Below are 12,339 nucleotides of genomic sequence, written 5' to 3' on the forward strand. Positions count from 1 at the left end.
GACGGCTATTGCGGGCATGGTCGGGGAACACGACGGAGCGGATTTGAGCATCACCACCGACCAATTGCGCGCGGGCGCCACGGGCTCGTTTTGGCTGCGGCTGGCGGCGGTGGGACTACCCCTCCTCTTGATCGCGCCGGCGTTCTGGAACGGCTATCCGCTGTTGCAATGGGATACCGGCGGCTATCTGGCGCGCTGGTACGAGGGCTATCTGGTCCCGAGCCGCTCCACCGTGTTCGGCCTCTATCTGCACTACGGCGAGAATTTCGGCTTCTGGATCAATCTCGCAGGCCAGTCGCTGGTGACGCTGTGGCTGTTGCAACTGACGCTGCGCGTACTCGGGTTGATGCAGACATCTCGCTTCGTCGCGATCAGCCTCTGCCTGACCCTGTCGACCGCGCTGCCCTGGCTCGCGAGCATGCTGCTCACGGACATCTTTGCGGGGCTCTCGATCCTGTCCCTGTTCTTGCTGGTCGTCGGCGCGAGCCGGACGTCGGGCCTCGAAAAGATCTCGCTGTTCATCTTCACCGCCTTTGCCGCTGCTACCCACAGCGCCACACTTGGCGTGCTGCTCGGTCTCTGCGCCGCCGGCTGGATGGTGCGGCCGTTCCTGCGGAGCCGCCTGCCGCTCGCCGGATTGGCGCAGGCAAGCCTCACCATCGTCGCGGGCGGCCTGATGCTGGTGTCGGCAAACCATGCGCTGTCGGGCAAATGGGCCTGGACGCCCGGCGGCTATGGCGTCGCTTTCGGACGCATGATGCAGGACGGTATCGTCGCGCGCTTCCTGAACGATCATTGCCCGCGCGAGCATTACAAGCTCTGTCCCTATCGCAACCAATTGCCGGCGACCGCCGACGAGTTCCTGTGGGGCAAGAGCATGTTCAACACGCTCGGCCGCTTCGAAGGCATGAATGACGAGATGGGTTACATCGTCGTGCATTCGCTCGCCGACTATCCGGCGTGGCAGGCCGGCGCGGCGTTGCGGGCGATGGGCCAGCAATTGCTGCATGTGGCCACCGGCGAAGGCACCAGTGTCTGGATCGGGCACACCTACGGCATCATCGAGCGCTACATCCCGGCGCAGGTCGTGCCGATGCGCGCGGCGCGGCAACAGAATCACGGCCTCGATTTCGATCACGTCAACTGGCTGCACGTTCCCGTCGCGCTGACCTCGATGCTGGCGCTGGTCGGGTTGCTGGCGCATGCGCTCGCAAGCCGTCGGCTCGACGATCTGACGCTGCTGGCAGCAACCGTCACGCTGGCGCTGCTCGGCAACGCCTTCATCTGCGGCGTGATCTCGGGCCCGCACGACCGCTACGGCGCACGGATGGTGTGGGTCGCGACCTTCGTGGTGCTGATGGCGCTGGCGCGTCGTCTCGATGACGACCAGCCTGGCGACGCGACCTCAGCCGCGGCGTGACAGGAAGTCGAGCACGCCGGTCTTGTAGACCTTGTCGCCGACCGCACGCATGTGGTCGCGGTTGGGGATGTCGAGCACTTCCGATCCCGGGATGATGGCACCGAGCGCGCTGGCGGATCCTGCGACGTCGTCGATGCTGCCGACCGCAATCAGCACGGGCACGTCGATGCGCGCGGCCTCTTCCTTCGTCATGAGGTCGCGGGTGCCGCGCAGGCACGCGGCCAGCGCACGACGGTCGGAACGGGTCTGATCGGCGAAGGCGCGAAACGTGCGGCCGACCGGATCGGTGACGTCGTCGAGCGAGGGCGCCTCCAGCGCCTTCGCGACGTTCTCGCCGGGCCCGGTGCCCTCGATCAGTCCGCCGATGCCGATGCCGCCCAGGATCGCCGAGCGCAGGCGCTGCGACTCGTTGAGGGAGAGCCAGGCCGTCATCCGTCCGCCCATCGAATAGCCCATCATGTCGGCCTGCGGAATCGCGAGGTGATCCATCAGCGCGAGCACGTCGCCGGCCATGGTCGGGATCGAGTACTGCGTGGGCTCGTAGAGCTTTGCGCTTTCGCCATGGCCGCGATTGTCGAGCGCAATGACACGGCGGCCGTTCTTGCGCAGTTCCGAGACCCAGGTCGGATAGACCCAGTTCACGTTCTTGCTCGAGGCAAAGCCGTGCACCAGGATGATCGGATCGCCCTCGCCTTCGTCGAGATAGGCAATTTCAACGGCGCCGTTGTGAAAGCTCGGCATCAGCAGTTCCGTGGTCTTGAGGGGGAGAGCCTTGATCTTAGGCCGTGACGGCCGCATTCGCCAGTGCAGCTTCGGCGGCGATCTTGGCACGGCGAAGGCGCCGCGCCCGTCTGCGATCGCACCAGGCCTGGGTCAGGCGCTCCGCCGCCGCCTTGATCGAGGACAGCACGCCGAACAGCGTCAGTGCCGCGCCGAACAGCCAGAGCGCCAGATCGAACATGCCGCCGACGAGCAGCAGCGCGCCGCGGCCGAGCAGCTTCATGATCGCACGGGTCTTGCCGCCCTGCGCTTCCGCAAGCCGGGCCGCGCGCGCAACGTCCTTCGGGCCTTCGGCGATGCGCAGCGTATCCATGGCGCCGCGCGTACCGGTCTTTTCGGCAACGCGGGTGACGTCCTTGCCGAGCCGGACCAGCGCACCGGCCTTCTCGGCACGGAACGCGGCCTTGATCGCGCTCGCGGTCTCGCCGGGGCGGAACACCGACCCCTTGGCGACGGCGTTCTGGAGCATCGGCGTATCGACCACCTCACGCGCCGACCGGCCGGCCCATGCGGCAAGTCCCTCGCCGAGCCGTCCGACCTTGCGGGCATCCTTCACCAGCGTCAGTCCAGCGCGAACAGGTGCGGCACCGCCAACGGAGACGTAGGTCGCGGCCGTCACGGCAAGGCCCGCGGTCGCAAGCCCCAGCACCAGGCGATCGGTGTCCTCGCCCATGGCAAGGTGCTTGCCCTCGCGCACGACGTCCCTGATGTCGCCGATCACGAAGAGATCGCCGGCGACGGTTCCGGACAGGCTCGCGACATCGTCGGCGTTGCCGGTGACGAGGCCGGTGGCGAACCGTTTGGCGAAATGGCGCGTGGAATTCTCTTCCTTGACCGCATCGCTCACGCGGTTGAGGAGGTCGTCGGGCAGCGCGATGTTGCGTTCACGCGCCAGCGCGACAAAACTGTCGGCGAGATCGGCGTCGCCGGCGGCGAGCGCGGCCTCGATATTGTCCTGAACCAGGCGGTCGTTCTGCCGCAGCAGCGCATCGAGCTTGAGCTCGGAGAGCGCCGCCGGATCGTCCTGGGCGGAGAGCAGCGCGCCGGCCTCGCGGGCATGCGGCGCCACCTGCGCGAGCATGAAGCTGCATGCTGCAATACCGGTCAACGCCGTGCTGATTCGCAGCCACTTCATGCCAAGAGTCATACCAAGAGTTGTGCCAAGAGCCTGGACGATCCCGAGATCATTGCGCCTGATGGTTCGCCTTTCGTCGCAATTCCGCTTGTCCAAAGACATAGTATGCCAAAATTGCGACACAACGTCCCCGACGAAAGAAGGGCTTCTCTCAGGCCGCAAGATTGTGTCGAATTTGCATGAGCAAATGAGCATGGGGCAATTGCGAACCTTTCGGTTCCGCTGGACTAGCAATCATCTGCACCCAACAGTATGGTCCGCGGCGCCTCAAAGATGCCGCGTCAGTGTTTGATTGTGTCTGCCGCCATTGCCACTCCAGGATGAACTACGATGTCCGACCATGTCGTCCCGCACTTCCACAACGATGCCGGTGTCCCCGTCATCGAGATCGGCTCGCAAGAGTTCATGTGCGTCGGCGCCAATCCTCCGTTCGATCATCCGCACGTCTTCCTGGACCTCGGCAACGACAACGAGATCATCTGCCCCTATTGCTCGACGCTGTACCGTTTCGCCGCCGACCTGAAGCCGGGCGAAGCCCGTCCGCCGGAATGCGTGCTGAAGGACAAGGTGGCCTGACCACCTCTCACGGTCAGGGGTGGCGCTCTCCCGAACGATTGTCATCGCCGGTGCCGGCATCGGTGGACTGACGGCCGCGCTTGCGCTCGCCGCCCGCGGCTTCCGCATCGTCGTGCTGGAAAAGGCCGAGCGGCTCGAGGAAGTCGGCGCCGGCCTGCAACTCTCCCCCAACGCCAGCCGCGTGCTGGTCGAGCTAGGCCTCACCGAGCGGCTCAAGCGAAGCGCCGTTACGCCTGAGGCACTCTGCGTCATGAGCGCGCGGGCCGGCGGCGAACTGCTGCGCATGCCGCTCGGCGAAGCCGCTTCCGCGCGGGCCGGCGCCCCCTATTGGGTGGTGCACCGCGCCGACCTGCAATCCGCGCTGGCCGGTGCGGTCTCCGACCATCCCGATATCGACCTGAAGTTAGGTGCGACCTTCGAGGACGTGGCGCCCCACGCCAAGGGGCTGACGGTCGTCCATCGCAGCGGCACGATCCGCCGCAGCGATCTGGCCAGCGCGCTGATCGGCGCCGACGGCATCTGGTCGACGGTACGCCAGCATCTGTTTCCCGAGGTGCAGCCGCGCTTCTCCGGCCTGATCGCCTGGCGCGGCACGCTCGATGCCACGCAACTGCCGAAGGATTTTACCGCGCGGCGGGTCCAGCTCTGGATGGGGCCGAATGCCCATCTCGTCGCTTATCCGATCGCCGGCGGGCGCCAGATCAACGTGGTCGCGGTGCTGCCGGGGACCTGGAACAGGCCCGGCTGGAGCACGCCGGGCGACCCGTTCGAGGTGATGGACGCCTTCGCGGCGCCGCGCTGGCCATCGCAGGCCAGAATGATGCTCACGGCCGTCGACAATTGGCGCAAATGGGCGCTGTTCGGCGTGCCCGACAGTTGCCCGTGGACCCAAGGACCGGTCGGCCTGCTCGGTGACGCCGTGCATGCGATGCTGCCGTTCGCGGCCCAGGGGGCCGGCATGGCGATCGAGGACGCCGCCGTGCTCGCCCGGCATCTGAGCCTCGAGGCTGCCGAGAGCACGGCCGGCGTCACGGCGGCGCTGAAGCAATATGGCGGCGCGCGACAGGCGCGGGTGCGGCGGGTGCAGCGGACGGCGCGGCAACAGGGCCGGATCTATCATCTCGGCGGGCCGCTCGCGATCGCGCGCGATGTTGCGATCCGCGCGCTCGGCCCGGAGCGCATGCTGGCGCGGCAGGACTGGATCTACGGCTGGCGGCCCTGATGGGGGCGCAGTCGTGCCGGCTCAGCGAACGGCGCTGCCGGATCGCGGGGCGGGCTTGATGTCCGGCCGCTGCGGAGCAGAGGCCGCCGGCGCCGCACCGGGCGGCGTCTCCCGGCAATTGTTGCGGCGCCAGGCGTCTTCGGCAAGTTGCGACTGCCCGCGCACCGCGATGTAGTCGTTGCGATAGGCGAGCTCGGACACGACCGCGCCTCCCGCCCCGGTCTGCGCCTTGTCCATCAGCCTCTGCAAATCAGCGGTGCGGGTGGCGAGCGCCTTACGCTCAGCCTCGAGTTGCTTGCAGTCGTACAATTGGTACTTGCCGGGATCGGCAAAGGCCGGCGCGACCGTCTCGGTCATGCTGGCGCAGCCGGACAGCGCCGCGCCCGTCGCGAGCAGCGCCAGAAATGCGCCCGAGTCGCGCAGGCGAGAGGAAAACGAAGCAGCCATGCCGGATGAATAGTCCCCGTGGATTGAGAATGCCTAAAGCAACAACAGATGTCCGGATTGAGGCTTTGCCTTGCGCAGCCGGCTCGCTTAAGGAAGAACCGCCCATCCGGCCCGCGACACGCGCCAATTCCAGACGGCCGGAGGTGGACTTAACTAGTTGATCTCGTTGGATCAAGCGGGCATGGCGGAATTGGTAGACGCAAGGGACTTAAAATCCCTCGGCGCGCAAGCGCTGTGCCGGTTCGACCCCGGCTGCCCGCACCATCGGAGTTGACGGGGCGAGCCTCCGCCACCGATGCAGTCACGAACCGGCTGGAGCCCGCGCGGGGGCAAGGCGCCGTCCTTTTCCGGCGGGCGCGGCGGCATTCGTTATGACTGCGACTGCGCACCTTCCGTCTCCAGCCGCTTCGGCTCGGCGCGAAAGTCGAGCAGCAGGATCCAGAAACTTGTCAGCGCAATGATGAGGAGGATGAAGCTGCCCTCGAATGCCGTCCCCAGAATCGAGATCAGTGCCGGAAAGGCCAGACCGACGGCGAGGAACGCGGCAAGTGACAGGGCCGGAAGATCGACGACGAGGATCGCGGCATAAAGCGCGAGCTCGAAGAAGGCGTATTCCTTGAGGCGCGGCGAGCTGAGATAGAGCGCAAACATCGCGAACACCGTAATGCGCATGGCGACGCGGGGATGATCCATCAGCCAGCGATCCAGTCGCGCAAGAAAATATCCGCCTTCCTGCGCCGGCCGGCTCGCGACCACGCGCAGGATGGACAAGGCGAACGGCACCAGCACGAGCGCGAGTGCTGCAAATGCATAGGTCGCGAAAACAGCCGCCTTGCTGCCACCGAGGCCGGCAAAGTCCATGAGGTCGCGTGCCGCCAGCAGCAGCGACGGATTGATCTCGAAGAGATCGACGAGATGCTGGTCGGGGATCTTTCCGCCCATCGCCAGTTGCCAGCTTGCAAACAGCTCGGGGTACATCAGCCGCGATATCAGGATCGGCAATGCGAAGCTGAACGCCGCCACCGCGATCAGCGCGAGCTTGCGGCCGCGCGGCAGCGGCAGGAAATAGAGCGCGGCCAGCACGGGAAAGAACACCAGCTTGAACGACGTCACGAGGCCGAGCAGCGCGGCGCCGGCGAGCCGCAGCGGAAAGTTGCTGTCCTCAGGCGCATCGGACGCGGACAGAGAGAGCAGAAACCTCAGCGCAATCGCGGTCAGCACGCCGCTCAGGATCGCGAAGTTGCCGGACGCCTGCACCCATTCGAAACCGACGAACGCGCCGAGCGCGCAGAGCACCCTCAGCGCAACATCGCGCGCGCCCGGGCGCGTTCGGCCAAGACCGGGCAAGAGGAGCCCGCAAAGCACGGCGAGGACAGGAAAGATGCCCTTGTAGTGATCGACCAGAAGTCCACCCGCGCACAACGGGCGGAAGACATCCAGCGTCACCGGCAGATAGGGATAAGAGAGCTTGGTGCCCTTCAGGTTCTTGACGAAATAAGGATCGAGCCCGCCGGCATACGCATCGACTGCCGCGCAATTGACGCGGGTGTCCCAGCCATATTTCATATCGAGCACGGCGTCGTTGGCGAGATTGCCGAGCACCAGCAGTGCGGTCAGTGCGATCAGGCAGGCGAGCCAGAAGTTCCGCCGCGAAGCCATGTCGGCCGAGGGTTCCAACCATCGTGCTGCACCGGTGACGTCGGACACAATCGGATACCTTGTTTGGCCGGGTTTCTCCCGGCGCCAACGCGGCGCCAAGCCGTGCCACCATGAACAGGATGGGTTGCGGATTCATCTCCCCTGTGCGTTGCGCTCGCGCTTATGGTGAATCCCTGGTTGCCAGCGCTCCGTCTGGACGGCGGGGCACTGGTTCCCTGTCGCCACGACCGCCGGATCCGCCGCGCCACCCCTACCGCGACGAGCGCGCGGCAAGCCAGGCATCGAGCGCTTCGCGCGTGTCCCGGGTCGCCGCCATACGTGCGAACTGCTCGCTCTCGATGGCGAGGCCTTCCGAGATCGAGACGTTGAGACCCCGCGTGGCCGCGGTGATGACCCGGGCGACCGCCAGGTGCGAATGCCGCGTGATGCGACCTGCCAGCGCGAAGGCTGCGTCCAGGAGCTGCCCGTGCGGCACGACGTGGTTGACCAAACCGATCTCATGAGCCCGCTGTGGTGAAAAGGAATCTCCTGTCAGGAGATATTCGAGCGCCCGCTTCCGGCCTGCGAGCCGTGGCAGGCGCTGCGTGCCGCCGAAAGTCGGCGTGATTCCGATCGCGATCTCGGGCTTGGCAAAGCTCGCCCGCTCGCTCGCGACGGCGAGATGCACCGCTTCCGTGATCTCGCAGCCGCCGCCGAAGGCGATGCCGTTCACGGCGGCGATGATCGGCTTCGGAAACGCCTCCACGCGCGCCGTCATCGCCTGCCCGCGCCGCACGAAGGCCTTTACCGCCGCGTCCGGCCCGCACCTCACGCTCTCCGAGAACTCGGCGATGTCGGCGCCGGCCGAGAAGGCGCGGTCGCCTGCCCCGGTCAGGATCACGGCGCGGATATCGGCATCGTCCTCGATACGATCGAGGATCGCCATCAGGCGGTCGACGAGGGCGTAGCTCAGCGCATTGAGCTTGTTGGGACGATTGAACGTCAGCAGCGCGACAGCGCCTCGCGTTTCGGAGAGTACGAGATCGGACAAGTGCAGGCTCCTTCCAGGTCGAATTCCAGGTCGAACAGGCGCGGAAGTCAGCCACAGCGGTCTTGTCGTGTATACTCACTAGGCAGTATACATTGGCGATGTCAGGCAGAGGCGACACCACACGCGAGCAGATCGTCATCGCGGCGACGCGCCTGTTCTATGGCGAAGGCATCAGGGCGGTGAGCATGGACGCGGTCGCCGAGAAGGCCGGCGTCACCAAGAAGACGCTCTATTATCACTTCACCAGCAAGGACGAGCTCGTCGCCGAGACCATCGCAGCCAGGGACCAGCCGACGCTGGAGCTCTATATGCGCTGGTTCGCCGAGACCGAGGGTACGGCGGCCGACAAGGTCCGCGGTCTCTTCACGAGGCTCGGACGCTCCATGGATACGCCGCGATGGCGCGGCTGCGGATTCCTGCGCACCATCGCCGAGCTCGCAAACACGCCGGCACATCCCGCGGTCAAGGCCGGCGCGGCGCACAAGAAGCGTTTTGAAGCGTGGCTCGAAGCCGAATTGCGCAAGCATGGTATTGCCGGTGCAGCGGCGCTCGCGCGCCAGCTCGTGATCCTGCTCGACGGCGCCACGACCGTGATGCTGATCCATCGCGATCTCGACTATGTCGACACCGCGGGACGCTTGGCGCTCGGCCTGGTCGAGCAGGCCCGTACCGCAAGATGATGGACGAGGCAGCCCTTCCCGAGCCCGGCGACATCACCAATTCTTGTGCACCCGCCTGTCAGCCATCCCGAAACATGGGTTGTGCGACGCAGCATAACCGATAGAAAAGCCTCTGATTTTCAGAGGTGAGCTTTGTCCGACGTCAATGCCGACGATTGGGTGTCCTCGGGACACCGGCCCATGGGTTTTCCCGAATTCGTCATCGTGATCGCGTCCATCATGGCGCTGAATCCGCTCGCGATGGACATGATGCTGCCGGCGCTGCCCAACATCGGGGCAGCCTTCGCTATTCCCAATGCCAATCATCTTCAGCTGGTGCTCTCGACCTTCTTGATCGGCTTCGGTGCCGGCCAGTTCGTCATGGGCCCGTTGTCGGACCGCTTCGGGCGCCGCCCGGTGCTGCTCGGCGGCATGGCGGTCTATGCGGTGGCGAGCGTGCTGGCGGTCGCCGCGCCCTCGTTCGAGACGCTGCTGCTGGCGCGCGCGCTGCAAGGGCTCGGCACGTCGGCAACGCGCGTGATCGCGACCTCGATCGTGCGCGACTGTTATGTCGGCCGCCGGATGGCGAGCGTGATGTCGCTCGCCATGATGGTGTTCATCGCGGTGCCGGTGATTGCGCCCTCGTTCGGGCAGGCGGTGCTGCTGGTCACGCAATGGCGCGGCATCTTCGTCGTGCTGATGCTCTACGGACTGCTCGCGCTCGCATGGAGCGTGCTGCGGCTGCCTGAAACCCTCCCCGAGTCCGAGCGCAGGTCGCTGGCGCCCGCAGACGTGCTCTCGGCGTTCCGGCAGACCGTGACCAACCGCCAGACCATCGGCTATGCGACGGCCGCCGGCAGCGTCATCGGCGCATTGTTTGCCTATGTGTTCTGTGCCCAGCAGGTGTTCACCGGCATCTATCATCTCGGCCACTATTTCCCGATTGCCTTCGCCGCGATCGCGGCCGGCACCGCGATCGCCGGCTTCCTTAATGCGAAGCTGGTCGGACGGCTCGGCATGCGCGTGATCTCGCACGGCGCGCTGACGCTCTACACCGCGGTTGCGGGCGTGATGCTGCTGACGGAAAGCCTCGGCATGCTGCCGCTCTCCCTGTTCATGGTGCTGTCCGCCCTGATGATGTTCTCGTTCGGCATGATGGTCGCGAACTTCACCGCGCTGGCCATGGAGCCGCAGGGCCACATCGCCGGCACCGCCTCCTCGCTCTACGGCTCGATCACGACGCTGATCGGCATCGTCGTCGGCATGGCGATCGGGCAGAGCTTCGACGGCACGCTGCTGCCGTTCTCATTCGGCTTCTTCCTGTCGACGCTGGCGGCGCTTGCGATCGTGCTGATGGTGGAAAAGGGGCGGCTGTTCAAGCCGCATCATCGTCCCATCGCATGAGGAACTTCCCGGCCGCATCGATGTTGTACTGCAGCAATTCGAAAGGCCGCCTCATGGAACCGGAACATCGCGAAGACAACACCACCCCGGATCGGGCGGAAACGGAACGCTCGACGTCGGCCGCCGACCGAACTGCGTTCACTCCCCCCTTCGCGAGCGAAGGCCTCGAGCGGATCCGCGACAGCCACTGCTGAGCGCGAGGCCTAGTCCGTCGGGCGCCTGCTGGCGCTGAAGTCCTGCGCGGCGCTCTCGGGCGTCGCGCTGCTCGTTCGCGGCGGCACGATCAGCACGACCACGTCTCGCGTCAGGCCAGGCTTGCCCCATAGCGTTGCCTGCACGGTGAACTGGCGCCTGACGAAATGATCGGCGCGCACAGACACGGACTCCATCCACCTGCCGCAATAGTCCTGGCCGCTGAAACAGAGCGCGGCCCAACCGCGATCCAATGTCGTCTTTCGCGGCATTCCCCAAGTGTACTGAAATTCGAACGGCCGCGCGTAAAACGGATGGTCCGGACTGTAGAACGCGGTCGCAAAGGCCAGCGAATCGTCGCCACTGACGGCGCTGAGCGACTCCCCGGTCAGTTCGTGCCATTCGCGAGTAATCTCGTTAGCTACCTGCGCGTAGAAATTCCGGCCCTCTTCGTAGCCGTGATTGTTGCGATAGACGGCGTGAATCGGGGCGGCGACGAAGACAGCGGCGAGCCCAACGATCGCGGTGATGATCGTGACATTAACGGTGTAGAATCTTTCGATCGGGTAGCGCGTGCCGCAAACGATCAGCACGACGAACAGGAACAGCCCTTGCAACGCCCATAGCGACGGTAGATCGGTGCCCATCGCCAGCGACGTCAGGACCGGCAGCACGATCGTGCCGATCGCTACGTAGAAAAGGAGCCGCAGACCAGAGTTCATCGCGGCGAAATCGGCCGGGAATTGCTTCAGCCGCGTGCCCGCGATGAACACCCAGATGACGGCTGATGCGCTGACGGCCGCCGCCAGTCCGAGCAGGAAGTTCTGCACTTCACCGAGTGAACTAGCGAAGTTGCCGTTGGCGTGCGCCATCGCGTAGGTGAAGGCCGACGCGCCGGTCGTCGCGAGCCAGTAGATATGCGGCGACAACACCGCGAACCCGACCACGACCGATATCCACGGCGAAGCGGACGTGAAATAGGCGCGGCGCGCGGGATGAGCCAGCGCGGCAAATGCAAAGCTTGCCACGAGGAAGACCGAATAATATTTGCCGACCATCGCCAGTGCCGTCGTGCATCCTACCGCGACTGCCCACGCCGCGCTGCGGGTCTCGAACGCGCGCAGAAAACACCAGGTCGCGAGCGGCCAGAGCGCAAGCAGCACCGAATTGGCGTTGAAGCGCTGGGCGTGGAATTGATAGGCCGGCGTCAGCATCAGGAGCAGCAGCACCAGGATGCGTTTGTGCCCGGTCACGAACTGCCGTGCGATCCGGTCGACGAAGAACAGGGCGAGCCCGGCATTGGCCATCGCCATCAATTGCAGCGACCAGTCGCTGATCGGGAAGACGGCGGTCCACACCGCCGTAACCCAGCCCACCAGCGGCGGATGCTTGTGATAGCCCCACGCGAAACGGCGCCCGAGCGTCCAGGCCTCTAGGGTATCAGGGTGCAGGCCGCTGCCGGCATAGGCGACGGCCAGATAGACCGTCCAGAGCGCGACGAAGCACACAATGAGAAGCGGAACGGCCCAGCCCGTCTCGACGCCGTCGAGCCAGCGCAGGAACGGCCGCCGCCACCGCGCCGGCGCGCGATCGGACCGTTCGGCCATCGCCTGGAGTGCAAAATCAATCGGCACGGGAATCAATGCGGGAAGGACGTGATGCGCAAACTGCACACATCTATTTCAAGTCAGAAACAAATAGCAATGATCGGACACTGGAAGAGTTAAAAGCTGACGCGAGGCTGACAAACGAAAACGGCGCCGCTGATGACAGCGACGCCGCGTAACGATCGGGGAAGGCGCGCTGGGGCGCCCT

At 65.5% G+C, this 12,339-nt stretch carries 11 protein-coding genes and 1 tRNA gene; 6 read left to right on the forward strand and 6 right to left on the reverse strand.

The annotated features are described in order from the left end of the window. The first annotated feature begins 43 nt into the window (after positions 1–43). A complete protein-coding gene (locus AB7008_RS32015) occupies positions 44–1,420 on the forward strand; it encodes a hypothetical protein (protein WP_304490403.1) in 1,377 nt (458 codons plus the stop codon). Here AB7008_RS32015 and AB7008_RS32020 read toward each other — a convergent pair. Together AB7008_RS32020 and AB7008_RS32025 are read right to left on the reverse strand one after the other, a co-directional pair. Further along, positions 1,406–2,161: an alpha/beta fold hydrolase gene (locus AB7008_RS32020; protein WP_028154719.1), complete on the reverse strand. Its 756-nt coding sequence runs from the start codon at positions 2,159–2,161 to the stop codon at positions 1,406–1,408. The genes AB7008_RS32015 and AB7008_RS32020 overlap by 15 nt on opposite strands. A 37-nt stretch (positions 2,162–2,198) precedes the next feature. Next, positions 2,199–3,335 carry a hypothetical protein gene (locus tag AB7008_RS32025; protein WP_304490404.1) on the reverse strand — a complete coding sequence of 379 codons (1,137 nt, stop codon included), beginning with the start codon at positions 3,333–3,335 and terminating at the stop codon, positions 2,199–2,201. Between the two features lie 330 nt (positions 3,336–3,665). On the opposite strand from AB7008_RS32025, the gene AB7008_RS32030 reads away from it, so the two are divergent. Continuing rightward, positions 3,666–3,911 carry a zinc-finger domain-containing protein gene (locus tag AB7008_RS32030; protein WP_008562814.1) on the forward strand — a complete coding sequence of 82 codons (246 nt, stop codon included), beginning with the start codon at positions 3,666–3,668 and terminating at the stop codon, positions 3,909–3,911. 19 nt (positions 3,912–3,930) lie between these two features. Continuing rightward, complete coding sequence (locus tag AB7008_RS32035; protein WP_248878557.1) at positions 3,931–5,133, forward strand: FAD-dependent monooxygenase; 1,203 nt, start codon at positions 3,931–3,933, stop codon at positions 5,131–5,133. A 21-nt stretch (positions 5,134–5,154) separates the two neighbouring features. Here the strand turns inward: AB7008_RS32035 and AB7008_RS32040 are convergent, their stop codons facing one another. Next, positions 5,155–5,580 carry a twin-arginine translocation pathway signal gene (locus tag AB7008_RS32040; protein ID WP_248878558.1) on the reverse strand — a complete coding sequence of 142 codons (426 nt, stop codon included), beginning with the start codon at positions 5,578–5,580 and terminating at the stop codon, positions 5,155–5,157. 175 nt (positions 5,581–5,755) lie between these two features. Here AB7008_RS32040 and AB7008_RS32045 point away from each other — a divergent pair. Then, positions 5,756–5,844: transfer RNA gene (locus AB7008_RS32045), tRNA-Leu, on the forward strand. A 105-nt stretch (positions 5,845–5,949) separates the two neighbouring features. Here the strand turns inward: AB7008_RS32045 and AB7008_RS32050 are convergent. Both AB7008_RS32050 and AB7008_RS32055 read right to left on the reverse strand, forming a co-directional pair. After that, the gene (locus tag AB7008_RS32050) at positions 5,950–7,239 is read right to left on the reverse strand and encodes a hypothetical protein (protein WP_304490405.1); all 1,290 of its coding nucleotides are present in this window, start codon (positions 7,237–7,239) and stop codon (positions 5,950–5,952) included. Positions 7,240–7,489: 250 nt separating this feature from the next. Next, positions 7,490–8,269: a crotonase/enoyl-CoA hydratase family protein gene (locus tag AB7008_RS32055; RefSeq protein ID WP_304490406.1), complete on the reverse strand. Its 780-nt coding sequence runs from the start codon at positions 8,267–8,269 to the stop codon at positions 7,490–7,492. A gap of 98 nt (positions 8,270–8,367) precedes the next feature. Between AB7008_RS32055 and AB7008_RS32060 the strand changes: the two genes are divergently transcribed. Continuing rightward, entirely contained in the window at positions 8,368–8,949 is a 582-nt protein-coding gene (locus AB7008_RS32060) for a TetR/AcrR family transcriptional regulator (RefSeq protein WP_304490407.1), read from the forward strand. Positions 8,950–9,129: 180 nt separating this feature from the next. Beyond that, positions 9,130–10,332 (forward strand): multidrug effflux MFS transporter, encoded by a 1,203-nt coding sequence (locus AB7008_RS32065; RefSeq protein ID WP_439711259.1) that lies wholly within the window; start codon positions 9,130–9,132, stop codon positions 10,330–10,332. A gap of 203 nt (positions 10,333–10,535) precedes the next feature. On the opposite strand, the gene AB7008_RS32070 is transcribed toward AB7008_RS32065, so the two are convergent. Continuing rightward, positions 10,536–12,131 (reverse strand): glycosyltransferase family 39 protein, encoded by a 1,596-nt coding sequence (locus AB7008_RS32070; protein WP_304494231.1) that lies wholly within the window; start codon positions 12,129–12,131, stop codon positions 10,536–10,538. Between the last annotated feature and the right edge of the window lie 208 nt (positions 12,132–12,339).

It is taken from the genome of Bradyrhizobium sp. 521_C7_N1_3, from assembly GCF_052075975.1.
GTDB lineage: Bacteria > Pseudomonadota > Alphaproteobacteria > Rhizobiales > Xanthobacteraceae > Bradyrhizobium > Bradyrhizobium japonicum.